Origin of the sequence: Micromonospora sp. S-DT3-3-22 (assembly GCF_015354745.1) — a bacterium.
Classification (GTDB): Bacteria; Actinomycetota; Actinomycetes; order Mycobacteriales; family Micromonosporaceae; genus Micromonospora; species Micromonospora wenchangensis.
The window spans coordinates 15502-41421 of the sequence record NZ_JACGMO010000010.1 but is presented as its reverse complement, the minus strand read 5'-3'; the positions used below and the strand labels follow the sequence as shown (position 1 = coordinate 41421).

Here is a 25920-nt window from a genome sequence, read left to right as displayed (position 1 = left end):
TACCGGTGCCCCCGCCGGCCGTCGTCCCCGGCCGTGGCCGGTCCCGTGCGGCGGGGGCGGCTGATTCGCTTGCTCGGTTAAGTGTGCCGGTCGGGCTGCGTGCCGCCACCGGTGACGGGCGACCCTTCCACCTGCCGGAAGGCGTGGCCCGGCACGCCGGCAGGGCTTTCGGGGCAGCTCCGGTTACCGCCCGGGGTCGTCGTTAACCGGCCGTTGACAGTGCACGGGGTGGCCCGTACGGTGGCCTCACTTATCCGGTTCAGTCGACGTTCCTCGATATCGGGGGCGTTTCCATCGCGTGCGCGGAGGATGAGATGACACGGTCCTGGACCCGCTGGGCCCGCGCGGCGGCGGTCGGCGTCGTCAGCCTGACGCTGGTCGCGGCGTGCAGCGGCAAGAGCACCACCGGCTCGGACGGTGGCGGCCAGGTCACCCTGAAGATCAATTTCTGGGGCGACTTCGGTCTCCAGGACCTCAAGACCCGTTACGAGGCCGACCACCCCAACGTCAAGATCCAACTCAACTCGGGCGAGTACAACGCCCAGCACGAGGATCTCCAGAAGAAACTCGTCGCCGGCTCCGGAGCGGCCGACATCGCCGCCATCGACGAGGGCTTCATGGTCCAGTTCCGCAGCCAGTCCGACAAGTTCGTCAACCTGCTCGACAAGGGCGCCGGCTCGTACGAGAGCAAGTACCTGCCGTGGAAGTGGAAGCAGTCGCTGTCGGCGGACGGCAAGACCCAGATCGGCCTCGGCACCGACGTCGGCGGGCTGGCCATGTGCTACCGCACCGACCTGTTCGCCGCCGCCGGGCTGCCCACCGACCGCGACCAGGTTTCCGCCCTCTGGCCCACCTGGGACAAGTTCATCGAGGTCGGCCAGGACTACACCGGCCGGACGAAGAAGAAGTTCCTCGACTCCGGCACCAACCTGTTCAACCCGATCCTGGGCCAGCAGCCCGTCGGCTTCTACAACGAGCAGGAACAACTCCAGATGGACCAGGGTCCCCGGGTCGCCTTCGACTACACGATCAGGGCGATCCAGGCCGGTCTCTCGGCCAACCTGGCCAGCTTCCAGGCCGACTGGGACAAGGGCTTCACCGCCGGCTCGTTCGCCGTCCTCGCCTGCCCGGCGTGGATGCTCGGCCACATCAAGGACACCGCACCCGGCACCCAGGGCAAGTGGGACATCGCCGCGGTGCCCGGCGGCGGCGGCAACTGGGGCGGCTCGTTCCTCACCATCCCCAAGCAGAGCAGGCACGTCGACGAGGCGTACCGGCTGCTGGAGTGGCTGATCCAGCCGGAGCAGCAGATCGAGATCTTCAAGAAGGTCGGCAACCTGCCCTCGCAGCCGGCGCTCTACGCCGACCCGGCGATCGCCGAGTTCAAGAACCCGTTCTTCCACGACGCGCCGGTCGGGCAGATCTTCCCGAAGATGGCGCAGGGGCTCACCCCGCAGTACCTGGGCAAGAAGAACGGCCCGACCCGGGTCGCCGTGGAGAACGTCATCACCAGGGTGCAGAACGGGACCCTGAAGCCGGACGCCGCCTGGGCCGAGGCGGTCAAGGAGGCCCAGAAGGCCGGCACCTCCTGACCGTCCGCCCGTCCGCCCCCGTTCCGATCCCCGGCCCTGGAGGAAGCCCCGTGTCCACCACCCGTGCCGTGCCGCCGTCGAGTCACCGCACCGGGCCGGAGCGCGACGCCTCCGGGGCCGGCGACCGGTCGCTCGGCTGGCGCGACCGGCTGTACCGGTTCGACCTGCGCTACCTGCCCTACCTGATGGTCGCGCCGTTCTTCCTGCTGTTCGGCGTCTTCGGGCTCTTCCCGCTGCTGTTCAACGGGGTCGTCGCGCTGCGCAACTACCGGCTCGACGACCCCACCCTGCCCTACTGGGCCGGGTTCGCGAACTTCACCCGGCTCGTCGGCGACGAGGATTTCTGGAACGCGCTCTACAACACGTTCGGCATCTTCCTGCTCTCCTCGGTGCCGCAACTGTTGCTGGCGTTGGTGGTCGCGTCGCTGCTCAACCGCAGGCTGCGGGCGCAGACCTGGTGGCGGGTCGGGGTGCTGCTGCCGTACGTCACCCCGATCGTGGCCTCGACGATGGTGTTCAGCGTCTTCTTCTCCCGCAGTTTCGGGATGGCGAACTGGCTGCTCGCCGAGGTGGGCATCGGCGGGACGGGGGACGCCGCGATCGACTGGCGGGCCGACAAGCCGCACGCCTGGATCGCCATCGCCACCATGGTCAACTGGAAGTGGATCGGCTACAACGCACTGCTCTACCTGGCCGCCATGCAGTCCATCCCGCGCGACGTCTACGAGGCGTCGGCGATCGACGGGGCCGGCCCGTGGCGGCAGCTCTGGCGGATCACCGTGCCGATGATCCAACCGGTGATCGTGTTCACGGTGGTGCTGTCCACCATCGGCGGGCTGCAACTGTTCACCGAGCCGATGCTGTTCGACCTCAACGCGCAGGCCGCCACCGGCGGGCCGAACGGCGAGTGGCAGACCATCGCCCAGCTCATCTACAAGGTCGGCTGGAAGGACCTCAACCTCGGCTACGCCGCCGCGATGTCCTGGGCGCTGTTCCTGATCATCCTGCTGGTCACCGGGCTCAACACCCTGCTCACCAACCGCCTGTCGGGAGGTCGCCGGTGAGCGCGAGGAACGCAGCGCAGCGGAGTCCCGCAGTCGCGAACGAAAGGAGATCGGTGAGCGCGAGGAACGTAGTGCGCCGGCCCGCCCTGCTGGGCCGCGCGCCGCAGGACACCCCGGCCGGCCTCGGCACGTACCTGCTGCTGTCGTTGACCTTCCTGTTCGCCGCGTTCCCGCTGTACTGGATGTTCGTCATCGCCACCAGCGACGACGAGGCGCTGGCGAAGCTGCCCCCGGCGGTGGTGCCCGGCGACCGGTTCCTGGTCAACGTGCGCGAGGTGTTCTCCCTCCAGGACGTCTATTTCGCCGCCTCCCTGGTCAACAGCGTCATCGTGTCGACCGTGGTGACCGCCTCGGTGCTGTTCTTCTGCTCGCTGGCCGGGTTCGCCTTCGCCAAGCTGCGGTTCCGGGGCAGCAACGCGCTGATGCTGCTCGTCGTGCTCACCCTCACCGTGCCCAACCAGCTCGGCATCGTCGCGCTCTACATCGTGATGGGCCGGCTCGGCTGGAACGGCACCCTGCTGGCGGTCATCGCGCCCGGCCTGGTCACCGCGTTCGGGGTGTTCTACATGCGGCAGTTCATCGTCAACAGCGTCCCCGACGAGTTGGTCGAGTCGGCCCGGGTCGACGGGGCGACGACCATGCGGATCTACCGCAGCATCGCGTTGCCGGCGATCCGCCCGGCCCTGGCGGTGCTGGGCCTGCTCACCTTCGTGGCGACCTGGAACGACTTCCAGTGGCCGCTGATCACGCTCAGCGGCACCGACTACCCGACCTCGATGGTGGCCGTCTCCGATCTGGCGAGCGGCAACTACGTCATCTACCGTCGGGTGCTCGCGGGGGCGTTCATCGCCACGGTCCCGCTGCTGGTGATGCTCTTCATCGGCGGCCGGCAGATCGTCCGGGGAATCATGGAAGGCGCGGTGAAGTCGTGAACCGTCAGGCGTTGCACGAGGGATGGCAGCTGCGCGCGGTGTCCGGGCCGCAGGTGCCCGACGCCGTCGCCGGCCGGGCGGTGCCCGCCACCGTGCCGGGCTGCGTGCACACCGACCTGCTCGCCGCCGGCCTGATCGACGACCCCTACCTCGACGCCAACGAGACGGCGCTGACCTGGATCGGCCGCACCGACTGGGAGTACGCGACCACGTTCGTCCACCGGCCCGGTGCCGACGACCGGGTCGACCTGGTCTGCGCCGGGCTGGACACGGTCGCCACGCTCACTCTCAACGGCGTCGAGTTGGGCCGTACCGCGAACATGCACCGGTCGTACCGGTTCGACGTGGCGTCGGCGCTGCGGCCGGGGGAGAACACCCTCGCCGTCCGGTTCGCCTCGGCGTACCGGTACGCCGAGGCGCAGCGGGACCGGCTCGGCGACCGGCCCAACGCCTACCCGGAGCCGTTCCCGTTCATCCGCAAGATGGCCTGCAACTTCGGCTGGGACTGGGGGCCGACGCTGGTCACCGCCGGGATCTGGCAGGAGATCGGTTTGCACGCCTGGTCCACCGCCCGGCTCGACACCGTCCGTCCACTGGTGACGGCCGTCGACGGGCGGGGCCGGGTGGAGCTGCACGTCGCGGTCGAGCGGGCGACCGACACCCCGCTGACCGTCCGCGCCGAGGTCGCCGGCGTGACCGGCGAGGCGACCGTCCCGGCCGGGCGGCGCACGGCCGCGCTGACCCTCACCGTCGCCGACCCCGAGCTGTGGTGGCCCCGGGGGTACGGCGCACAGCCGCTGCACCCGCTGACGGTGACCCTGTCCGGCGCGGACGGCGGCACCCTGGACACCTGGTCGCAGCGGGTCGGCTTCCGCTCGGTCCGCCTCGACACCACCCCCGACGCCCACGGCACCCCGTTCACGCTGCACGTCAACGACGTGCCGGTGCTGGTCCGGGGGGTCAACTGGATCCCCGACGACGCGTTCCCCACCCGGGTCACCCGCGGCCGGCTGGCCCGACGGTTCACCCAGGCCGCCGCCGCCAACGTCAACCTGCTGCGGGTCTGGGGCGGCGGCCGGTACGAGTCGACCGACTTCTACTCCCTCGCCGACGAACAGGGCCTGCTGGTCCAGCAGGACTTCCTGTTCGCCTGCGCGGCCTACCCGGAGGAGGAGCCGTTCGGCACGGAGGTCGAGGCGGAGGCGCGCGAGCAGGTGAACCGGCTGGCGGGGCATCCGTCGCTGGTGCTGTGGACCGGCAACAACGAGAACATCTGGGGCTGGCACGACTGGGGTTGGCAGGAGCCGCTGGCCGGCCGGAGCTGGGGGCGGGGCTTCTATCTGGACCTGCTGCCCCGGGTGGTCGGCGAGCTGGACCCGACCCGACCGTACTGGCCGGGCAGCCCGTGGTCGGGCAGCGAGGCGGTCCACCCGAACGACCCGGCGCACGGCACCACCCACATCTGGGACGTCTGGAACACCGACGATTACACGAGGTACCGCGAGTACGTCCCCCGGTTCGTCGCCGAGTTCGGCTACCAGGCGCCCCCGGCGTACGCGACGCTGCGCCGGGCGTTGTCCGACGAGCCGCTCGCGCCCGACTCGCCGGGGATGGCCCACCACCAGAAGGCGGCCGACGGGGACGCGAAACTCCAGCGGGGCCTGGACGCGCACCTGCCACCGCCCGTCGACTTCGACGACTGGCACTACCTGACCCAGCTCAACCAGGCGCGGGCCATCCAGCTGGGGGTGGAGCACTTCCGCGCGCACCGCGACGTCTGCTCCGGCACCATCGTCTGGCAGCTCAACGACTGCTGGCCGGTCACCTCCTGGTCGGCGGTCGACGGCGACGGCCGCCGCAAACCCCTGTGGTACGCGCTGCGCCGGGCGTACGCCGACCGGCTGCTCACCGTCCAGCCCCGGGCCGGCGGGCTGGTGCTGGTGGCGGTGAACGAGACCGGCGTCCCGTGGCGGGCCCCGGTGACGGTGACCCGGACGACGCTGACCGGCGAGCCGAGGGCGAAGACCTCGTACCCGCTCGACGTGCCCGCGTACGCGGCGGTGACGGTGCCGCTGCCGGCGGACCTGGCGGTGGCCGAGGAGGAACGCCGGGAGCTGTTGGTAGCCGAGGCCGGTGACACCGCCGAGCGGGCCCTGTGGTTCTTCGCCGAGGACCGGGACGTGCACTGGCCGGCGGCCCGCTACGAGGCGACGGTGGAACCGGTCGACGGCGGCCAGCGGGTCCGGGTCACCGCGCAGACCGTGCTGCGTGACCTGACGCTGTTCCCGGACCGGCTCGACCCGGCCGCCGAGGTGGACACCGCGCTGGTCACCCTGCTGCCGGGGGAGTCGGTCACGTTCACGGTGACCGGCGGCGCGCCGCCGGACCTGGTGGCGTTGACCAGCCGGCCGGTGCTGCGCTGCGTCAACGACCTGGTCGACGACGCGGCCGGGGCCCCGACGGGCTGACCGGACGGGTCGCCGCCCCGCGCCGGCCGGCGCAGGGCGGGCCGCCCCTTGACAGCCCCGCTGCGATCAGCGAAGGTCGATGCGTTCCGGGTGCGGCGGCGCGCTCCTTCCCTCGCTCGAAGGGCAGCCGTGATGTCGTCCGCGTTCACCCGCCGTCACCTGTTCCGCCTCGGCGGGGCCAGCCTCGTCGTCGCCGTCGGCCCCGGTCTCGGCCTGCCCGCCCTGGCCGCCGGCACCGTCACCGTCGACCTGGTGGTCTACGGCGCGACCTCGGCCGGCATCATGGCCGCCGTGCAGATGCGCCGGCTCGGCGGCACCGCCGTGATCGTCGAACCGGGCCGCCACGTCGGCGGGCTCACCACCGGCGGGCTCGGCTACACCGACAGCGGCACCAGCGCCGCCATCGGCGGCCTCGCCGGGGAGTTCTACCGCCGGGTGTACGCCCGCTACCACGGCACCCCGGTCACCCCCGACTCGCCGATGCGGCTGGTCTTCGAGCCGCACGTGGCCGCCGGGGTCTTCGACGACCTGCTCACCGAGCACGCGGTCCCGGTCTACCTGGACGCCCCGCTGGCCACGGTCCAGCGGGCCGGCGACCGGATCACCGGGCTGGTCACCGCGCACGGGCAGCTCTTCGCCGGCCCGATGTTCGTCGACGCCACGTACGAGGGTGACCTGATGGCCGCCGCCGGGGTGTCGTACACGGTCGGACGGGAGGCCAACACCGCGTACGGCGAGACGGTCAACGGGGTGCAGTTGCGCGGGGAGCACCAGTTCACCCGGCCCGTCGACCCGTACGTGGTGCCGGGCGACCCGGCCAGCGGCCTGCTCCCCGGCATCTCCGCCGCCCCGGTCGCGCCCAACGGCACCGGTGACGACCGGATCCAGGCGTACAACTTCCGGATGTGCCTGACCCAGGCCGCCGGCCGGGTCCCGTTCCCGCAGCCGGCCGGCTACGACCCGGCCCACTACGAACTGCTGCTGCGGTACGTGCAGGCCGGCTACACCGGGCCGTTCTTCACCACCCAGAGCGTCGGCGGCGGCAAGACCGACTCGAACAACACCGGGGCCTTCTCCACCGACTTCATCGCCGCGAACTACGCCTACCCGACGGCGACCTGGGCGCAGCGGCAGGCCATGGTCGCCGACCACCGGACGTACCAGCAGGGCCTGATGTGGTTCCTGGCCAACGACCCCCGGCTGCCGGCGTCGGTGCGGTCCGGGGTCGCCGCCTGGGGGCTGGCCGCCGACGAGTTCACCACCACCGGCAACTGGCCCCCGCAGCTCTACGTCCGCGAGGCCCGCCGGATGCTCTCGGCGTACGTGATGACCGAGCGGGACTGCCGGGGCGGCGTCCGGGCCGCCGACTCGGTCGGGTTGGCCAGCTACACCATGGACTCGCACAACTGCCAGCGGGTGGTGGTGAACGGGCTGGTGAAGAACGAGGGGGACGTGCAGGTCGGGGTGCCCGGCCCGTACCCGGTCAGCTACCGGTCGATCGTGCCCACCGCGACGCAGTGCGCCAACCTGTTCGTGCCGGTCTGCCTGTCGGCCACCCACATCGCGTACGGGTCGATCCGGATGGAACCGGTCTTCATGATCCTCGCCCAGTCGGCGGCGACGGCGGCGAAGCTGGCGATCGACGCGGGGGTGCCGGTGCAGCAGGTGGACGTCGCGGCCCTCCAGACCCGGCTGCGCGCCGACGGGCAGCTGCTCACCTGGCCACCCACCGTCGACGGCGAGATCGTGGTGGACAACCGGTCGGCCGGGGTCACCCGGGCCGGTGTCTGGGTGGGCAGCACCGCGATCGGCGGCTACTGGGGGTCGGACTACGAGCACGACGGCAACACCGGCAAGGGCGTCAACCGGCTGCGGTTCACCCCGTCCCTGCCGACGGCCGGGAGCTGGGCGGTCCACCTGCGCTGGACCGCCGACCCGAACCGGGCCGGCAACGTCCCGGTCGACGTGGTGCACGGCGGCGGGGTGACCACCCGGGTGGTCGACCAGCGCACGTCGGGCGGGCAGTGGGTGTCGCTCGGGACGTACCAGTTCGCGGCGGGTACGGCCGGCAGCGTGCTGCTCCGCACCGAGGGCACCGACGGGTACGTGGTCGCCGACGCGGTCCGCTTCCTGCCCGCCTGACCCGAGGCGGGTGTTGCGGCGGTGCTGCGGGGGCGAGTACGTTCTGCGGCACGCCGTCGAGCCGGGAGGAGGTCAGAACGATGTCCGATGTTCTGCGCCCCCTCCGCGTCCCGGCGTCCACGCGGGTCTGACCGGGGCGTTCGCCTTCCGGAGGATTCCCATGACCGACCTGGTCATCCGCCCGCTCGTCGCGGGCGAGGAAGATCTGTTCGACTCCATGCCCGACCCGCTGCCCCAGCTGCGCAAGATCGGCTACGCCGACGGCGTCGCCGGAGGTGGCTACCGTCCCGAACGCACCTGGATCGCCCTGCGGGACGGCCGGGTGGTCGGCCGGGCCGCGTGGCTCCTGCCGCCCGGGGCCGCCGGTGCGCCCTGGTTGGACCGTTTCGACCTGACCGCCGAGGCGCAGGTGGGGGCCACACTGCTGCGGACGGCCCATGAGGCGCTCGGTGGCCCGTACCCCTACCACGCCGGGCTGCCGGCGTACTGGCGGCGTCGGCCGGAGGTGTTGGCCGTGGTCCGGCTGCCGCTGGCGGCGGCCCGGCTCGCCGGGCTGGTCGAGCGCGGCGAGCGGCTCCGCTGCTCGTGGGCGGGCACCCCGCTGCCGGCGTCCTCCGGCCGCTACGCGTTCCGCCCGGCCACCGGCACCAGCGAGATCGACGCCCTCGTCGCCCGGATCGCCGAGCCGGACGTGCTGACCGGCCGGGAGGTCGCCCGGGCGGTGGCCGGGGTGGACCTGGCCACCGCGCCACGGGCCTGGCTGACCGCCGCGACCTGGCGGGTCGCACTGGCCGCCGGGGAGCCGGTCGGGCTGGCCGGGACGACCGGGGACGCCTGTTTCCCGCAGCTCGGCTACCTCGGCCTGGTGGACGGGGCGGCGCGGGGCGAGTTGCTGGCCGACTCGGTCGCGGCGTTGGTCGCCGATGGTGCCCGGGAGGTGGTGGCCGACGTGGACGCCCACCGGGTGGCGGTGGTCGCCGAGCTGGAACGCACCGGGTTCCGGCAGTTGCGTACCCGGCTGTTCCTCGAGCCCGCCACGGCTCCCGTCGACTGATCCGTACGGCGTGCCCCCGGCCGGTCCGCCGGGGGCACGCCACCTGACCGGCCACGAACCGGGAGTCACGAACCACGCGACAGGCGACTTGAAGAATTTCGCAAGTGCTAAAGTGTTCACGACGTCGACGGAAGAAGGTCCCGGTGTCGGTGCCGCTGTACCAGGCCAAGGCGGAGCTGTTCCGCACCCTCGGGCACCCGGTGCGCATCCGGGTGCTCGAACTGCTCCAGGACGGGCCGAAGCCGGTCCGCGACCTGCTCGCTGTCATCGAGGTCGAGCCGTCCAACCTCTCCCAGCAGCTCGCCGTGCTGCGCCGGGCCGGCATGGTCACCTCGTACCGGGACGGCCCGCTGGTCATGTACTCGCTCAGCACCCCCGACGTGGCCGACCTGCTGGCCGCCGGCCGGCGCATCCTCGGCACCGTCCTCACCGACCGCGACGCCCTCCTCGACGAACTCCGCGCCGGAACCACCGCCGACCCGGCCCCGGGGGCGCCCGACGGCAGTCCGCGCGCCCACGCCGCCGACGGCTCACCGACCCGGCCGGGCCGGTGAGCGCCACCGCCGTCGCCGACCGGGTCCTCGGCCTGCTGCCCGACCGCACCGACTGGCAGGCCGTACGCCGCTCACCCCGGCGGGACCTGGTCGCCGGGCTGACCGTGGCCGTGGTGGCCCTGCCGCTCGCCCTCGCCTTCGGCGTCACCTCCGGGCTGGGCGCGCAGGCCGGGCTGGTCACCGCCGTCGTCGCCGGGGCGGTGGCGGCCGTCTTCGGCGGCTCCCACCTCCAGGTCTCCGGCCCCACCGGGGCGATGACCGTGGTGCTGGTGCCGGTGGTGCAGCAGTTCGGCCCGACCGGGGTGCTGATGGTCGGCGCGCTGGCCGGCCTGCTGCTGATCGCCCTCGCCCTGGCCCGCCTCGGCCGTTACGTCCGCTACCTGCCCACCCCCGTCATCGAGGGCTTCACCGCCGGCATCGCCGTGGTCATCGCCCTGCAACAGGTGCCCGCCGCGCTCGGCGTGACCGACGCGCACGGCGACCGGGTCTGGGCCGTCGCCGCCGACGCCGTCGCCCGGTTCGTCGTGCACCCCCGGCCGGTGGCGCTGGCGGTCGCGCTCGGGGTGGCGGCGCTGATGCTGCTCGGCGCACGCTTCCGGCCCGGCGTACCGTTCTCGCTGCTCGGGGTGGCCGCCGCCACCGTGCTCGCCGAGACCCTCCCGCTCCACCTGGTGCGGATCGGCGCCCTGCCGCAGGGGCTGCCCGCGCCGTCGCTCGGCTTCCTCGACCCCGGCGCGGTCGGCGTGCTGCTGCCGTCGGCGCTGGCGGTGGCCGCGCTCGCCGCGCTGGAGAGCCTGCTGTCGGCGACCGTCGCCGACGGGATGACCGTCGGGCAACGGCACGACCCGGACCGGGAACTGTTCGGTCAGGGCCTGGCCAACCTCGCCTCGCCCGTGTTCGGCGGCATCCCGGCCACCGCCGCCATCGCCCGCACGGCCGTCAACGTCCGCGCCGGTGCGGCATCCAAGCTGGCCGCGCTCACCCACGCGGTGGCGCTCGCCGCGATCGTGCTCGCCGCCGCCCCGCTGGTCGGCCGGATCCCGCTCGCCGCGCTCGCCGGGGTGCTGCTCGCCACCACGGTACGGATGATCGAGGCCGGCTCGCTGTGGGCGCTGGCCCGTGCCACCCGGGGCGACGCCCTGGTGCTGGTGCTCACCTTCGTCGTCACGGTCGCCTGGGACCTGGTCACCGCCGTCGCCGTCGGGGTCGCCGTGGCGGTGGTGATCGCGCTGCGCGCGGTGGCCCGCAGCGCCCGGCTGGAACAGGTCCCGCTCGACCGGGGGGAGCACAGCGACGAGGAACACGCCCTGCTGGCCGAGCACATCGTGGCGTACCGGCTGGACGGGCCGCTGTTCTTCGCCGCCGCGCACACCTTCCTGCTGGAACTCTCCGAGGTGGCCGACGTCCGGGTGGTCATCCTGCGGATGTCCCGGGTGTCGGCGCTGGACGCCACCGGCGCGCACGTGCTCGGCGACGCCATCGGGCGGCTGCGCGGCCGGGGGATCACCGTGCTGCTCTCCGGCATCACCCCCGACCACGACCAGGTGCTGGCGACCCTCGGGGTGGCCGACGAACTGCGCCGCGACGGGCTGGTCTTCGCCGACACCCCGGCCGCGATCGCCCACGCCCGGGAACTGCTCCGGGGCCCCGTCACCGCGTGACGGCGGGTGTGACCCGATCGGGAGGACGGGTCGTCGCGCGGCGCGCGGAAACCGAGCCGGCGGCGATGCTCGGCGCAGCATCGTAATTGCCGTTTGTTCGGCGGGAAACGTGGTGGCAGATATACGACAGGGTCCACACGACTCGATGTGTCTTATCGGAATCGAATGTGCGACCGTCGAGGCCGTTTGCCGGCTGAATGTCCGACGGCAGCTCCCCGGATTGGTCGTTCGACAGGCAGACCCGTCGGGCGACTCAGGCCAGCCGGACGACAATTACCGGGTGTCAACTATGGCACCGTGAGGGCCGCTTCGCTCATTGCGCGGCTGCTGCGCGAATCACGACCGGGGAGAAACCACTCGATGACGGCACCCTACGATCCTGCCCAAAACCAGCCGCCCGCCGGCCAGCCGCCGATGCCACCGACCGCCCATCTCCCGCAGGTGCCCGCCGGGCAGTTCCCGCCGCCCCCGGCGGGCCAGTTCTCCCCGCCGACGCCCGGCCAGCTCCCGCCACCGCCCGCCCCGCGGAAGCGGGCCTCCTGGCTGGTGCCCACTCTCATCGGCGTCGGTGCCTTCGTGGTGCTGTGCTGCGGTGGTCCGATGGTGCTGGGCCTGGTCAGCGAGGACACGAAGCCCGAGGCTGCCTCCGTGGGCGGCGACGCTCCCGCCGCCAAGAGCAGTGCCGCACCGGCGGCGAGCACCGCGCCAGCTTCCCCGGCGGCACCGGCGCCGGCCAAGAAGACCGAGGCACCCGCGCCGCCGAAGCCGAAGACCCCGGGTATCGGTGACAAGGTGCGCGGCGGGGACTTCGAATTCACCGTCAAGAGCATGAAGTGCGGGATCTCCCGTGTGGGCAACGATTTCCTCAACAAGAAGGCGCAGGGCACCTTCTGCAAGGTCAGTGTGACCGTCAAGAACGTCACCAAGCGTGCGCACACCTTCCACGCCGACGGCAGCCTCAGCGCCCAGGATTCCAGCGGCCGAGAGTACGAGGCCGACGGCGAGGCCGGAATCTACGGCAACAGCGACGGCCAGGGTTTCCTCGACGAGATCAACCCGGGCAACTCGGTGACCGCCAACGTCTACTTCGACGTGCCGAAGGGCACCAAGCTCAAGACGGTCACGCTGGATGCCGGCCTGTTCACCTTCGCGGAAGACGCTGTCGTCGCCCTCTGAACCGCCACCGGCAGGCCATGCTCCGGGACGGCTACGGCTGTAGCCGGATGGCGGCCCGGTCCCGGTGTCGAGGTAGCGGTGTCCCGGTCGGGGGATACCGCTACCTCGCTGAGGTGGAGACGATCAACCCACTCGGCCGGTCACTCCGGGACGCGGCGGTACGCGCCGTCGCTGGCCGACGTCGCCATCGAGGCGTACGCGCGCAGGGCCGCCGACACCGGGCGCTGCCGGTCGAGCGGGGTGTACGGCCGGTCCCGCTTCTCCTGCGCCACCCGGCGGGCCTCCAGCACGTCGTCGGGCACGTTCAGCTCGATCGACCGGGCCGGGATGTCGATGACGATCTCGTCGCCGGGCTCGACCAGGGCGATCAGCCCACCGGAGGCCGCCTCGGGGGAGGCGTGCCCGATGGAGAGCCCGGAGGTGCCGCCGGAGAACCGGCCGTCGGTGAGCAGCGCGCAGGACCGGCCCAGCCCACGGCCCTTGAGGAACGAGGTGGGGTAGAGCATCTCCTGCATGCCGGGGCCGCCCTTGGGGCCCTCGTAGCGGATCACCACGACGTCCCCGGCGACGATCTCCTTGGCGAGGATCGCCGCGACCGCGTCGTCCTGCGACTCGTAGACCTTGGCCGGGCCCCGGAAGGTCAGGCACTCCTCGGGCACCCCGGCGGTCTTCACCACGCAGCCCTCCGGCGCGAGGTTGCCGTGCAGGATGGCCAGCCCGCCGTCGGCGGTGTAGGCGTGCTCCCGGTCCCGCACACAACCCTCGGCGGCGTCGGTGTCCAGGGTGGACCAGCGGTTGGTGGTGGAGAACGGCTCGACGGTACGCACCCCGCCGGGCGCGGCGTGGAACAGTTCGACCGCCTCCGGGGTGGGTGAGCCGCCCCGGACGTCCCAGTCGGTGAGCCACTGGGCCAGCGAGGGGGAGTGCACGGCGTGCACGTCGCGGTGCAGCAGGCCGGCGCGGTCGAGTTCGCCGAGGATGGCCGGGATGCCACCGGCGCGGTGCACGTCCTCCATGTGGTAGTTCGGCGAGTTCGGGGCGACCTTGGCCAGGCAGGGCACCCGCCGGGAGATGGCGTCGATGTCGGCGACGCTGAAGTCGAGTTCGGCCTCGCGGGCGGCGGCGAGCAGGTGCAGGATCGTGTTGGTCGACCCGCCCATCGCCACGTCGAGGGCGACCGCGTTGTCGAACGCCTTGCGGTTGGCGACGGTGCGGGGCAGCACGGAGGCGTCGTCGTCGTCGTACCAGCGCTTGGCGATCTCGACGGCGGTCCGGCCGGCCTCCACGAAGAGCGACCGGCGCGCGGCGTGGGTGGCCAGCGTCGAGCCGTTGCCGGGCAGGGCCAGGCCGATCGCCTCGGTGAGGCAGTTCATCGAGTTGGCGGTGAACATGCCGGAGCAGGAGCCGCAGGTCGGGCAGGCGGACCGCTCGATCTCGCCGAGCTGGTCGTCGGTGACCGCCTCGTTGGAGGAGGCGATCATCGCGTCGATCAGGTCGATCTTGGAGTGCACGACACCCTCGATCGCCACCGTCTTGCCGGCCTCCATCGGGCCGCCGGAGACGAAGACCGTCGGGATGTTGAGCCGCAGCGCGGCAAGCAGCATCCCGGGGGTGATCTTGTCGCAGTTGGAGATGCAGACCAGGGCGTCCGCGCAGTGCGCGTTGACCATGTATTCCACCGCGTCGGCGATCAGTTCCCGACTGGGCAGCGAGTAGAGCATCCCGCCGTGGCCCATGGCGATGCCGTCGTCCACGGCGATGGTGTTGAACTCGCGCCCCACCCCGCCGGCCTCGGCCACCGCGTCCGCGACCAGGCCACCCATGTCCTTCAGGTGGACGTGACCGGGGACGAACTGGGTGAAACTGTTCGCGATGGCGACGATCGGCTTGCCGAAGTCGTCGTCGGTCATCCCGGTGGCCCGCCAGAGGGCCCGGGCGCCGGCCATCGTCCGACCGTGGGTGGAGGTCCTCGACCGCAGCTCAGGCATGGGTACCAGTCTTGCACCGTCCGGCGGGCGGCTCCCACCGCGAGCGCCGTGTCCCAACAGTTGCACACCCGGTACCCCGTAGCGGGTGCCGATCCGGCACAGTTGAGGTCGTGCGTTTACCCCCGGGCATGGTCGCCGTGGCGGTGTTGAGCGGCCTGCTCGCCGTCGCCGCCACCGCACTGTTGGCCGACTCGGCCCGGCGGCGCGGCGGGCCGCACCGCCAGGCGCACCTGCTGTTCGCCGTGGCCGCCACGATCGCCCTGGCCACCCTGGTCGCCGGCACCGTCGCGGTGCTCGGCGCGACCGAGCACGGGGCGCACCGGCGCGGGCAGGGAATGGGATGGGCGTCACTGATCGCGGCCGGCACCGCGCTGAGCGGGCTGGGCTACTGCGCGGGTCTGCTCCGCCTGCCCGGCGCGATGGTGGCCCGGGCCGCCGCCGCGCGGCTGCTGCTCGACGGGCTGACCGTGGCCGCCGCGATCTGGTTCGTCGGCTGGGTGCTCTTCTCGGAGCCGACCCGGCTGCTCGGGCCGGCGACCCCGAGCGCCTGCCCGGCCATCCTGCTCGCGTCGGTGACCGTGGCGCTCACCGCCGGCCTCACCGCGATCGTGGTGGCCCGCGCCGACGGCCCACGGACCCGGCTGGCCGTGCTCGGCGTCGGCATCACCGCGACCGCCACCGGTGGTCTCGGCCTGGCCGCCGGGGTCTGCCAGGGCGGCTCGGCGATGGCGCTGACCGGTGCCGCGCTGCTCGCCGTGGGCATGCTCGCCGGGGCGCTCGCCGTGCACCGGGTGGACGCCCCCGGCCAGGTCGACATCGACCTGATCCGCCGCGACGGCGAGTACGCCTTCATCCCGATGGTGGCGATGGCCGGTTCGGCGATGTACCACCTCGTCCAGGGCGGCCGGTTCGACGCGCTGGGGATCATCGCCGGCAGCCTGGAGGGCTTCGCGCTGGTCACCCGGCAGTACCTCACCCTCAACGACGTCCGCAGCTACGCCCACCGGCTGGCCGACCGGGAGGCGCACTTCCGGGAGCTGGCCCACACCGATCCGCTGACCACCCTCGCCAACCGGCGCGGCCTGCTGCGGGAGATGCAGCGCTGCGCCACCGAGGGGGGCGGCTGCGTGCTGCTCGGCCTCGACCTGGACGGCTTCAAGAACGTCAACGACATGCGCGGCCACGACGTCGGCGACATGGTGCTCGCCGAGGTGGGGCGGCGGCTGCGGAGCAACCTGCGCCCGGGTGACCTGGCCGCCCGGCTCGGCGGCGACGAGTTCGCGGTGCTGATGCGGGGTCGTCCGACCGACGCGGACGTGGTGGCCGAGCGGCTGCTGGGGGTGCTCGGCCGGCCGTACGACCAGGAGGGCGGGGCGGTCTTCCTCTCGGTCAGCATCGGGGTGGCCGGGCAGGGCGGCGACGATCCGGACGTGGTCGGCCTGCTGCGCCACGCCGACCTGGCCCTGCGCTACGCCAAGCAGCGCGGCAAGAACCGGATCGAGCGCTACGACGGCAGCTACGACCAGCTGCTGACCCGGCGTACCCGGCTGGAGCACGAGATGCGTGGCGCGATCGAGCGCGACGAGCTGCGGCTGGCCTTCCAGCCGGTGGCGTCGCTGCCGTCGGTCCGGCCGGTGGGCGCCGAGGCGCTGCTGCGCTGGCACCACCCCGAGCTGGGCAACGTCCGGCCGGACGAGTTCATCCCGCTGGCCGAGGAGTGCGGGATGATCGCCAAGCTGGGGGCCTGGGTGCTGCACCAGGCGTGCTGGCAGCTGTCCCGCTGGCTCGCCGACGGCCACGACGTCTGGGTGTCGGTCAACGTCTCCCCGCGCGAGCTGCACGCCCCGGAGTACGTGGTGCAAGTGGCCGAGGCGCTGCGCGCCCACCACGTACCGCCGCAGCGGCTGGTGCTGGAGGTCACCGAGCACGCCGTCGCGACCGACCTGGACGAGCTGATCCGCCGGCTGACCGCGTTGCGGCGGACCGGGGTGCGGATCGCGTTGGACGACTTCGGTGCGGGGTACTCGTCGCTGGGGCAGCTACGCCGGCTGCCGATCGACATTCTCAAGATCGACCACAGCCTGGTCGCCGAGCACGAGCCGGTCCGCCCGGTGGGCCGGGACGGGCCGGCCTTCGCCCCGATGGTCGACATCGTCATGCGGCTGGGCCACCAACTGGGCATGGAGGTGATCGCCGAGGGGGTCACCAACCCGGCCGAGCTGGCCGCGGTGGTCGCCGCCGGCTGCCGGTTCGGCCAGGGCGCGCTCTTCGGCTGGGGGGTGCCGGCGGAGCACCTGGAGGCGATGCTGGAGGCGGCCACCTCGCCGGGCGCCCGCCCCGCGTCGGCTCCGCCGGCCCCGCCGCCCCCTCCGCTGCGACCCACCCCGTCGCCGCTGCTGCCCCGGCTGCGATCCCACCCACCGGCATCCCCGCCGGTGCCCGCCCCGCGCCCCGCGTACGAGGAGTCCGCGCAGGCCGGGCCGGTTGACGAGACCCCCAACGGGGATGGCGTCCCCCGTTCGTGAACCAACATGTGGGATCAGTTGACTCATCGCGTGAGATGCGTCAGGCTTGGCCCATGTCGTCGAACCGGTCGCTGCGAGTACTTACCTGAGCGCACTCTCCCGCTGTCGAGAGTGCGCTGGCCCCGTGCATCTGCACGAGGGCCGTTTTTATTGCCGTCGGAACCACCGGGGCGGGCCACCGCCCCCGTCGCACCTGCCGTAGCAGCTCCACCCAACTCCAGCCGAAGGCCTGAACCGCCATGACGAGACCCACGCCAGAGACCCTCGCCCACTCCGCCCGGCGGGCCCGTACGGTCACCGAGCCGGCCGGCGACGCCGACCACACCACCCCGCCGCGCGCCGCCGCGCCGGCCACCCCGGCCGTACGGCCGTCCGGGCCGGTCCCGGTCTCCGGCGCCGGTTCGCTGGTGCGGTCGTTGGAGGCGCTCGGCGTCGACGTCGTCTTCGGCATCCCCGGCGGGGCGATCCTGCCCGCCTACGACCCGCTCTACGACTCCTCGGTGCGGCACATCCTGGTCCGGCACGAGCAGGGCGCGGGACACGCCGCAACCGGGTACGCGCAGGCTACCGGCCGGGTCGGCGTCTGTATCGCCACCTCCGGGCCGGGCGCGACGAACCTGGTCACCCCGATCGCCGACGCGTACATGGACTCGGTGCCGATCGTCGCGATCACCGGGCAGGTGGCCCGGCCGATGATCGGCACGGACGCCTTCCAGGAGGCGGACATCCAGGGCATCACCCTGCCGATCACCAAGCACAACTTCCTGGTGCAGAACGCCGAGGAGATCCCGCAGGTGCTCGCCGAGGCGTTCCACCTGGCGGCGACCGGGCGTCCCGGGCCGGTGCTGGTGGACATCCCCAAGGACGTCCTCCAGGCGGCGACGACCTTCTCCTGGCCGCCCACCCTGGACCTGCCCGGCTACCGGCCGACCCTGCACCCGCACGGCAAGCAGATCCGCGAGGCCGCCCGGCTGATCAGCGCCGCCCGCCGGCCGGTGCTCTACGTCGGCGGCGGGGTGCTCAAGGCCGGCGCGACCGAGTCGCTGCGCCAGCTCGCCGAGCTGACCGGCATCCCGGTGGTGACCACGTTGATGGCGTTGGGCGCGTTCCCCGACTCGCACCGCCAGCATCTGGGCATGCCCGGCATGCACGGCACCGTCGCCGCCGTCTACGGCCTGCAGAAGGCCGACCTGATCGTGGCGCTGGGGGCCCGGTTCGACGACCGGGTGACCGGCAAGCTCGACTCGTTCGCCCCGGACGCCACGGTGGTGCACGCCGACATCGACCCGGCCGAGATCGGCAAGAACCGGCACGCCGACGTCCCGATCGTCGGTGACGCCAAGCACGTCATCGACGAGCTGATCGCGGCGGTGACCACCGAGCAGAAGGCCGGCCGCCGGACCGACCTGCACGACTGGTGGCACCAGCTCGACGACCTGCGCGAGCGGTACCCGCTCGGCTACGACGAGCCGGCCGACGGCACCCTCTCCCCGCAGTACGTGATCAAGCGGCTGGGCGAGATCGTCGGCCCGGACGCGATCTACGTGGCCGGGGTCGGCCAGCACCAGATGTGGGCCAGCCAGTTCATCTCGTACGAGAAGCCCGGCACCTGGCTCAACTCCGGCGGCCTCGGCACCATGGGGTACGCCGTCCCGGCGGCGATGGGCGCGAAGGCCGGCCGGCCGGACACGGTGGTGTGGGCCGTGGACGGCGACGGCTGTTTCCAGATGACCAACCAGGAGCTGGCCACCTGCGCGTTGGAGGGCATCCCGGTCAAGATCGCGGTGATCAACAACGGCAACCTGGGCATGGTCCGGCAGTGGCAGACCCTGTTCTACGAGGGGCGCTACTCCAACACCGAGCTGGGCACCCACAAGCACCGCATCCCGGACTTCGTCAAGCTGGCCGAGGCGCTCGGCTGTGTCGGCCTACGCTGCGAGAACGCCGCGGACGTCGACAAGACGATCGAGGCGGCGATGGCGATCACCGACGCACCGGTCGTGATCGACTTCACGGTCGGCAAGGACGCGATGGTCTGGCCGATGGTGGCCGCCGGCACCAGCAACGACGAGATCATGTTCGCCCGGGGCGTCCGCCCGGCGTTCGACGAGGACGACATCTGAGATGAGTGCCCGATTCCCCGGGACCGTGCGCTGGCACGGCCCGACCGAGCGAAGCGAGACGGTGGCATGACCCTGCACACCCTGTCCGTGCTGGTGGAGAACAAGCCGGGTGTCCTGGCCCGGGTCTCCGGCCTGTTCTCCCGGCGCGGCTTCAACATCGACAGCCTGGCCGTCGGCGAGACCGAGAACCCCGACGTCTCCCGGATCACCATCGTGGTCAACGCCGACTCGTCGCCGTTGGAGCAGGTCACCAAGCAGCTCAACAAGCTGGTCAACGTACTGAAGATCGTTGAACTGGACCCGCAGGTCTCGGTGGCGCGGGAGCTGCTGCTGGTCAAGGTCCGCGCGGACCGCACCGCCCGCGCGCAGGTGCTGGAGACGGTCGCCCTGTTCCGGGCCCGGGTGGTCGACGTCGCGCCGGACACCCTCACCGTCGAGGCCACCGGCACCCCCGACAAGCTCGACGCGCTGCTGCGCGACCTGGAGCCGTTCGGGATCAAGGAGATGGTCCAGTCCGGCACGGTGGCGATCGGGCGCGGCTCGCGGTCGATCACCGCCGGCCCCGCGCTGCGCGCCGCCTGACCGCGCCGCCCGCCCGCCACCGCACACAGTCCACGACGGTCGACGAGACCGCCGTACGAAAGGGAAGTCAATGAGCGTTGAGGTGTACTACGACGACGACGCCGACCTGGGCCTGATCCAGGGCCGCAAGGTCGCCGTGATCGGGTACGGCAGCCAGGGCCACGCCCACGCGCTGTCGCTGCGCGACTCCGGTGTCGACGTGGTGATCGGCCTGCCGGCGGGCTCCAAGAGCCGGCCCAAGGCCGAGGAGCAGGGCCTGCGGGTGCTCACCCCGGCCGAGGCGGCGGCCGAGGCCGACGTGATCATGATCCTGGCGCCGGACACCGCCCAGCGGACCATCTACGCCGAGTCGATCGCCCCCAACCTCGCCCCCGGCAAGGCCATCTTCTTCGGGCACGGCTTCAACATCCGGTACGGCCTGATCACCCCGCCGGCCGACGTGGACGTGGCGATGGTCGCCCCGAAGGGCCCCGGCCACCTGGTCCGCCGCCAGTACGTCGACGGCAAGGGCGTGCCCTGCCTGGTCGCCGTCGAGCAGGACGCCAGCGGCAACGCCTTCCCGCTCGCCCTGGCGTACGCCAAGGGCATCGGCGGCACCCGGGCCGGCGCGATCAAGACCACCTTCACCGAGGAGACCGAGACCGACCTCTTCGGCGAGCAGGCGGTGCTCTGCGGTGGCGCGGCGGCCCTGGTGCAGACCGGGTTCGAGGTGCTCACCGAGGCCGGCTACGCCCCCGAGGTGGCCTACTTCGAGTGCCTGCACGAGCTGAAGCTCATCGTCGACCTGATGTACGAGGGCGGCATCGCCCGGATGCGCTACAGCATCTCCGACACCGCCGAGTACGGCGACCTGTCCCGGGGCCCGCGCGTGGTCGACTCGCGGGTCAAGGAGGAGATGCGCAAGATCCTCGGTGAGATCCAGTCCGGCGAGTTCGCCCGCGAGTGGGTGGCCGAGGACGAGGCGGGCCGGCCGAACTTCGCCAAGTGGCGGGCCGAGGGCGCGGCGCACCCGATCGAGGAGACCGGGCAGAAGCTGCGCTCGATGATGAGCTGGGTGGACCGCCCGCTCACCGAGACCGCCTGACCTGGTGACGTGAAGCGGTATGACTGGCTGGCATATCTATGCCGGCCAGTCATACCGCTTTCTGCGTGAACACATCCCTCGGCGAGCCGGGCCGGGCCGTCGGCCGCCGCCGGAACCCGCTGCGGCGTCACCCGCCCCGCCGGTCGCCGTCGCGGTCCGCGCTGGCCAGTTCACCAGGCGGGACGGGGTGATCGATGCCTCATCGGGCGCGATCGGCCCGCGCGCCGCGCTCCCGGGCCGGATGAACGGGGGATGACAGGCGTGCGACAACCCTGTGTGAGGGCCCTCACCCCGCAGACCGGGACCTGCCGGCCGGAGCGCCCCCTACGATCCTTGGTGAGGTGCGTGACCGGCACCTGACGGCCATGGCACGGATCGGCGCAGGGCGCATCGCGGCGCCCGGTCGCCCCGGCCGACCTAATACGACGTCTACGAGGACCGATGAATCCTGTCGTACTGATCGCCGAAGAACTCGCTCCCGCCGCCATCGAGGTGCTCGCGCACGACTTCGACGTGCGCCACGTCGACGGCACCGACCGCCCGGCCCTGCTCTCCGCGCTGGCGGAGGCCGACGCGGTGATCGTGCGCAGTGCCACGCAGATCGACGCCGAGGCGGTCTCCGCCGCGCCGCGCCTGAAGGTGGTCGCCCGGGCCGGCGTCGGGCTGGACAACGTCGAGGTTCCGGCCGCCACCGCGCGGGGCGTCATGGTCGTCAACGCCCCCACCTCCAACATCGTCTCCGCCGCCGAGCAGGCCGTCGCGCTGCTGCTCGCCGTCGCGCGCAACACCGCCAGCGCCAGCGCCGCGCTCAAGGCCGGCGAGTGGAAGCGGTCCAAGTACACCGGTGTCGAGTTGCAGGGCAAGACCGTCGGCGTGGTCGGCCTCGGCCGCATCGGGGTGCTGTTCGCCCAGCGCATCGCCGCCTTCGGCACCCGGCTGATCGCGTACGACCCCTACATCCAGCCGGCCCGTGCCGCCCAGCTCGGCGTCCGCCTGGTGGGGCTGGAGGAGCTGCTGCGGGAGGCCGACTTCATCTCGATCCACCTGCCGAAGACCCCGGAGACGGTCGGCCTGATCGGCGAGAAGGAGCTGGCGATCGTCAAGCCGGGCGTCCGGATCGTCAACGCCGCCCGGGGTGGCCTGGTCGACGAGCAGGCCCTGGCCGACGCGATCGCCGAGGGCCGGGTCGCCGGCGCCGGCGTCGACGTGTACGCCAAGGAGCCGTGCACCGCGTCGCCGCTGTTCGCCTTCGACAACGTGGTGGCCACCCCGCACCTGGGCGCGTCCACCCACGAGGCGCAGGACAAGGCCGGCCTGGCCGTGGCCAAGAGCGTCAAGCTGGCCCTCCAGGGCGAGTTCGTGCCGGACGCGGTGAACGTGCAGGCCGGCGGCGTCGTCGCGGAGGACGTCCGGCCGCTGCTGCCGCTGGCCGAGAAGCTGGGCCGGGCGTTCACCGCCGTGGCCGGCGGGGTGGCCGCCAGCGTCACCGTCGAGGTGCGCGGCGAGATCGTCAACCACGACGTGTCGGTGCTCAAGCTCGCCGCCACCAAGGGGCTGTTCAGCTCGGTGGTGGAGGAGCAGGTCACCTACGTCAACGCGCCGCACCTGGCCGCCGAGCGGGGCGTCGAGGTGACCCTCGCCACCCAGGCCGAGACGGTCGACCACCCGAACCTGGTCACCGTGCGGGGCGCGCTGCCCGACGGTCGTACGGTCAGCGTCTCCGGCACGGTCGCCCACACCGGCGCCCGCGACGTCATCAAGCTGACCGAGGTGGACGGGTTCGACGTGGAGATCGGCGCGGAGGGCATCCTGCTCTTCCTGCGCTACGCCGACCGGCCGGGCGTGGTCGGCACCGTCGGCACGCTGCTCGGCGAGGCCGGCATCAACATCGCCGCCATGCAGGTGGCCCGTCGGGAGGCCGGCGGCGAGACCCTGATGACCCTCACCGTCGACCAGGCGCTCGGGGCGGACCTGCTCACCTCGGCCGCCGACTCGATCGGGGCGACCGCCGCCAGCGCGGCCGACCTGCGCGACGAGTAGTCACACCCGCACGGTTGGAAACGGAGGGCCCGGCCGCACGGCCGGGCCCTCCGCCGTCCACACCCGACCGTCCCGGGTGGCAGCGTCAGCGGGCCAGGCGCGACGGCGGCGGGTAGACCGAACCGTCCTGCGGGTCGAAGAGCATCAGGTCGTACTCGCCGGCCAGCCGCTCGATGTCGAGCAGCACCTGGTCGTCGCAGGTCGGTACGAGGTTCAGCGCCACGTGGTCGGCCGCCGCGTGCAGCGGTGACACCTCCCAGGGGGTGCCCTGGTGGGCGGGCCGGTCGGGGTACGTGGCGGTGATGGCGCGGTAGAAGGCGACCACCCGGGGGTCGGGATACCGCTCGCCGTGCCGCCCCTCGTGGCACTGCCGCACCGCCGCCCGGACGTCCTCGGGCGTGGCTCCGTCGTGGAGGGCCCACACGCTCAGATCGAAACTCACGGCGGACAGCGTGCCATCACCCGGGGGCCGGAGCGACACTGACCCGCCGTGATCGCCGCGGGTGGTCGTGAGTGTACGGAGAAACACGGTCCGCTGTGGAGACTCTTGCGTCGAGTTGCGTCGATTCGCTAGCGTACCGGAGCGGTCATCGGGAAAGTTGGAAGTCGACCCGTCTTCGGGTGACGGGGCCGAGCGTCCGGCCGGCCGGTCCGCACCCCTCGAATGCGCGAGCCACGCGCACTCGTCGCTGACCGGCCCCCACGGTCGTTGCCGAGACCGTGGGGGCCGATCGCCGGCCCGTCGACCGCGCCACCCCGTGGACCCCCTCCACAGGTCGGCCGACGCGCCGCGACACCGCTCAGCGGCGTCGGTGGGCGAAGAGAGCCTGATAGGCCGAGTCGGCGCGGAACCATGACAGTCCCACCGGCCCGGCCGCGTACAACGCGGTCGCGTAGGCGTCGGCCACCGCCAGGTCCGGGCCGACCACGGTCGCGGCGACCAGCTGCCCGGCCGGTTCGCCGGTGTGCGGGTCGACCACGTGCCCCTGCCGGCCGCTGACCCCGGAGGTGCCCACCGCGCCGGCCGTCATCTCCAGCACCAGCGGGGCCCGCCGGCCGTCGGTCGGGTGGTGCACCGCCACCCGCCACGGTCCGCCGTGCGCGGCGTGTCCGCGTACCGTCAGGTCGGCGCCGGAGAGCACCGCGTAGTCGGTGATGCCGGCGGCGCGCAGCCGGGCCGCGGCCCGTTCCACCGCCCAGCCGTTGAGCAGGCCGCCGGGGTCGAAGCCGCCGGGGACGGCCCAGGCGTCGAACCAGCCGTCGGTGGCGGCCCGCATGGCCGCGCAGCGGTCGACCAGGTCGGTCAGCGGCGGGTACGACTCGGGGCTGATCTCGCCGCGCCGCAGCCGGGAGACCAGGCTCTCCGGCCGGTTCGGCCCGTAGGTGAGGTCGATCGCCCGCAGTTCGGCGACGGCGTCGCGCAGCGCGTCGCCGACCGCCCGCCGGCCCAGTTCCTCGGGGGCGTTGAGCAGGAGCGAGTATTCGGCGGTGCCGGTCCGGACGGAGTGTTGCACGGCGATCCGGCCGCCGGACGGGTCACCGGCGGAGTCGAGGCGGTGGCTGCGGGTGCCCAGGCGCAGGTCGGGACGGCGGCGGGAGAACGCCGTCTGGTCCACCCAGCGGGTGCGCGGTTGCTCGTCCAGTCGGCCTGGCCCCCGCTGCTGCTCGGTCCGCATCACGCTGCTCCTTCACCGACGGTGCCGCGGCGTCGCGGCCGGTCCGTCCCGGGCCCCCACGACCCGTCCTGCACCGACCCTAGGCAGTGGAGATGACCGCACCATGAATGCTGCCTGGGAGCCTGCTGAGCATTTCGCTCTCCCAGATGGTGGAAGGCGCGTACCGGGAGGCGGGACGGGGACGTACCGTTGCGCTCAGCGGACGAGGTGAGGAGCAGCAGGTGGCACGGATCGCGGTGGTGGCCGGGGACGGGATCGGACCCGAGGTGGTCGCGCAGGCCCTCAAGGTCCTCGACGCCGTGCTTCCCGGCGTCGAGGCCACGCAGTACGACCTCGGCGCGGCGCGGTACCACCGCACCGGCGAGGTGCTGCCCGACTCGGTGCTGAGCGAGCTGGCCGGCCACGACGCCATCCTGCTCGGCGCGGTCGGCGACCCCACCGTGCCGCCCGGCGTGCTGGAGCGTGGCCTGCTGCTGAAGCTGCGCTTCGCCTTCGACCAGTACGTCAACCTGCGCCCGTCCCGGCTCTGGCCGGGGGTGCCCGGCCCGCTGGCCAACGTCAAGCCGGGCGAGGTCGACCTGGTCGTCGTCCGGGAGGGCACCGAGGGGCTCTACGCGGGGGCCGGCGGCAGCCTGCACCGCGACACCCCGGCCGAGGTGGCCACCGAGGAGAGCCTGAACACCCGGCACGGGGTGGAACGGGTCATCCGGGACGCCTTCGCCCGCGCGGGCCGCCGCGAGCGCCGCAAGGTCACCCTGGTGCACAAGACCAACGTGCTGACCCACGCCGGCTCGCTGTGGGCCCGTGCCTTCGCGGCCGTCGCCGCCGAGCACCCCGACGTCGCCACCGAGTACCAGCACGTCGACGCCGCCGCCATGTTCCTGGTCACCCAGCCCCAGCGGTACGACGTGGTGGTCACCGACAACCTGTTCGGCGACATCCTCACCGACATCGCCGCCGCGGTCACCGGGGGGATCGGGCTGGCCGCCAGCGGCTGCATCAACCCGACCGGGGCGTACCCGTCGATGTTCGAGCCGGTGCACGGCTCCGCGCCGGACATCGCCGGCAAGGGGGTCGCCGACCCGGTGGCCGCGGTGCTCTCCGCCGCGCTCCTGCTCGACCAGCTCGGCCACGCCGACGCCGCCGCCCGGGTGACCGGCGCGGTCGCCGCCGAGCTGGCCGGCCGGACCCCGGGTGTGGCGTTGCGCACCGACGAGGTGGGGGACCGGCTCGCCGCGCAGGCGGTGTCCTGACCCTCA

The 25920-nt window shown here is 72.7% G+C and carries 18 protein-coding genes; 15 read left to right on the top strand and 3 right to left on the bottom strand.

The window, feature by feature from the left end; translation table 11 throughout:
• Positions 1-314 precede the first annotated feature (314 nt).
• The 9 genes from H1A17_RS04525 to H1A17_RS04485 all read left to right on the top strand — a co-directional run bounded on the left by H1A17_RS04525 (position 315) and on the right by H1A17_RS04485 (position 12643).
• On the top strand, positions 315-1592 hold the full coding sequence (locus H1A17_RS04525; RefSeq protein ID WP_145918273.1) for an extracellular solute-binding protein: 1278 nt from the start codon (positions 315-317) through the stop codon (positions 1590-1592).
• A 50-nt stretch (positions 1593-1642) separates the two neighbouring features.
• The gene (locus tag H1A17_RS04520; protein WP_375372787.1) at positions 1643-2656 is read left to right on the top strand and encodes a carbohydrate ABC transporter permease; all 1014 of its coding nucleotides are present in this window, start codon (positions 1643-1645) and stop codon (positions 2654-2656) included.
• A 71-nt stretch (positions 2657-2727) separates the two neighbouring features.
• Complete coding sequence (locus tag H1A17_RS04515; protein WP_194821154.1) at positions 2728-3588, top strand: carbohydrate ABC transporter permease; 861 nt, start codon at positions 2728-2730, stop codon at positions 3586-3588.
• Positions 3585-6056: a glycoside hydrolase family 2 protein gene (locus H1A17_RS04510; protein WP_194821138.1), complete on the top strand. Its 2472-nt coding sequence runs from the start codon at positions 3585-3587 to the stop codon at positions 6054-6056. The genes H1A17_RS04515 and H1A17_RS04510 overlap by 4 nt, the downstream gene beginning before the upstream one ends.
• A gap of 132 nt (positions 6057-6188) precedes the next feature.
• Positions 6189-8198 carry an FAD-dependent oxidoreductase gene (locus H1A17_RS04505; protein WP_194821137.1) on the top strand — a complete coding sequence of 670 codons (2010 nt, stop codon included), beginning with the start codon at positions 6189-6191 and terminating at the stop codon, positions 8196-8198.
• A 160-nt stretch (positions 8199-8358) separates the two neighbouring features.
• Positions 8359-9252: an acetyltransferase gene (locus H1A17_RS04500; protein ID WP_194821136.1), complete on the top strand. Its 894-nt coding sequence runs from the start codon at positions 8359-8361 to the stop codon at positions 9250-9252.
• 143 nt (positions 9253-9395) lie between these two features.
• Positions 9396-9806, top strand: coding sequence for a metalloregulator ArsR/SmtB family transcription factor (locus tag H1A17_RS04495; protein ID WP_309236697.1), 411 nt, complete (start codon positions 9396-9398; stop codon positions 9804-9806).
• Entirely contained in the window at positions 9803-11467 is a 1665-nt protein-coding gene (locus H1A17_RS04490) for a SulP family inorganic anion transporter (RefSeq protein WP_194821135.1), read from the top strand. Before H1A17_RS04495 ends, H1A17_RS04490 begins: the two co-directional genes overlap by 4 nt.
• A gap of 360 nt (positions 11468-11827) precedes the next feature.
• On the top strand, positions 11828-12643 hold the full coding sequence (locus H1A17_RS04485) for a DUF4352 domain-containing protein (RefSeq protein WP_145918280.1): 816 nt from the start codon (positions 11828-11830) through the stop codon (positions 12641-12643).
• A 140-nt stretch (positions 12644-12783) separates the two neighbouring features.
• Here the strand turns inward: H1A17_RS04485 and ilvD are convergent, their stop codons facing one another.
• Entirely contained in the window at positions 12784-14631 is a 1848-nt protein-coding gene (ilvD, locus tag H1A17_RS04480; protein ID WP_145918281.1) for a dihydroxy-acid dehydratase, read from the bottom strand.
• Between the two features lie 110 nt (positions 14632-14741).
• On the opposite strand from ilvD, the gene H1A17_RS04475 reads away from it, so the two are divergent.
• From H1A17_RS04475 to serA, 5 genes are all read left to right on the top strand, one after another.
• A complete protein-coding gene (locus H1A17_RS04475) occupies positions 14742-17156 on the top strand; it encodes a bifunctional diguanylate cyclase/phosphodiesterase (protein ID WP_194821134.1) in 2415 nt (804 codons plus the stop codon).
• A 239-nt stretch (positions 17157-17395) separates the two neighbouring features.
• The gene (locus H1A17_RS04470) at positions 17396-19279 is read left to right on the top strand and encodes an acetolactate synthase large subunit (protein ID WP_145918283.1); all 1884 of its coding nucleotides are present in this window, start codon (positions 17396-17398) and stop codon (positions 19277-19279) included.
• 66 nt (positions 19280-19345) lie between these two features.
• Complete coding sequence (ilvN, locus tag H1A17_RS04465; RefSeq protein WP_067307043.1) at positions 19346-19861, top strand: acetolactate synthase small subunit; 516 nt, start codon at positions 19346-19348, stop codon at positions 19859-19861.
• 70 nt (positions 19862-19931) lie between these two features.
• Positions 19932-20945 carry a ketol-acid reductoisomerase gene (gene ilvC, locus H1A17_RS04460; protein ID WP_145918284.1) on the top strand — a complete coding sequence of 338 codons (1014 nt, stop codon included), beginning with the start codon at positions 19932-19934 and terminating at the stop codon, positions 20943-20945.
• 441 nt (positions 20946-21386) lie between these two features.
• Entirely contained in the window at positions 21387-22985 is a 1599-nt protein-coding gene (gene serA, locus H1A17_RS04455) for a phosphoglycerate dehydrogenase (RefSeq protein ID WP_145918285.1), read from the top strand.
• An 85-nt stretch (positions 22986-23070) separates the two neighbouring features.
• On the opposite strand, the gene H1A17_RS04450 is transcribed toward serA, so the two are convergent.
• Positions 23071-23427 carry a hypothetical protein gene (locus H1A17_RS04450; RefSeq protein WP_145918286.1) on the bottom strand — a complete coding sequence of 119 codons (357 nt, stop codon included), beginning with the start codon at positions 23425-23427 and terminating at the stop codon, positions 23071-23073.
• 358 nt (positions 23428-23785) lie between these two features.
• On the bottom strand, positions 23786-24661 hold the full coding sequence (locus H1A17_RS04445) for an FAD:protein FMN transferase (protein ID WP_145918287.1): 876 nt from the start codon (positions 24659-24661) through the stop codon (positions 23786-23788).
• A gap of 221 nt (positions 24662-24882) precedes the next feature.
• Here H1A17_RS04445 and H1A17_RS04440 point away from each other — a divergent pair, with 221 nt between their 5' ends.
• The gene (locus tag H1A17_RS04440) at positions 24883-25914 is read left to right on the top strand and encodes a 3-isopropylmalate dehydrogenase (RefSeq protein ID WP_145918288.1); all 1032 of its coding nucleotides are present in this window, start codon (positions 24883-24885) and stop codon (positions 25912-25914) included.
• The last annotated feature ends 6 nt before the right edge of the window (positions 25915-25920 follow it).

Coding starts and splice junctions, on each gene's coding strand:
- H1A17_RS04525 (WP_145918273.1), top strand. CDS start 315: ATGACACGGTCCTGGACCCGCTGGGCCCGCGCGGCGGCGGTCGGCGTC.
- H1A17_RS04505 (WP_194821137.1), top strand. CDS start 6,189: ATGTCGTCCGCGTTCACCCGCCGTCACCTGTTCCGCCTCGGCGGGGCC.
- H1A17_RS04500 (WP_194821136.1), top strand. CDS start 8,359: ATGACCGACCTGGTCATCCGCCCGCTCGTCGCGGGCGAGGAAGATCTG.
- H1A17_RS04485 (WP_145918280.1), top strand. CDS start 11,828: ATGACGGCACCCTACGATCCTGCCCAAAACCAGCCGCCCGCCGGCCAG.
- ilvD (WP_145918281.1), bottom strand. CDS start 14,631: ATGCCTGAGCTGCGGTCGAGGACCTCCACCCACGGTCGGACGATGGCC.
- H1A17_RS04470 (WP_145918283.1), top strand. CDS start 17,396: ATGACGAGACCCACGCCAGAGACCCTCGCCCACTCCGCCCGGCGGGCC.
- ilvN (WP_067307043.1), top strand. CDS start 19,346: ATGACCCTGCACACCCTGTCCGTGCTGGTGGAGAACAAGCCGGGTGTC.
- ilvC (WP_145918284.1), top strand. CDS start 19,932: ATGAGCGTTGAGGTGTACTACGACGACGACGCCGACCTGGGCCTGATC.
- serA (WP_145918285.1), top strand. CDS start 21,387: ATGAATCCTGTCGTACTGATCGCCGAAGAACTCGCTCCCGCCGCCATC.
- H1A17_RS04445 (WP_145918287.1), bottom strand. CDS start 24,661: ATGCGGACCGAGCAGCAGCGGGGGCCAGGCCGACTGGACGAGCAACCG.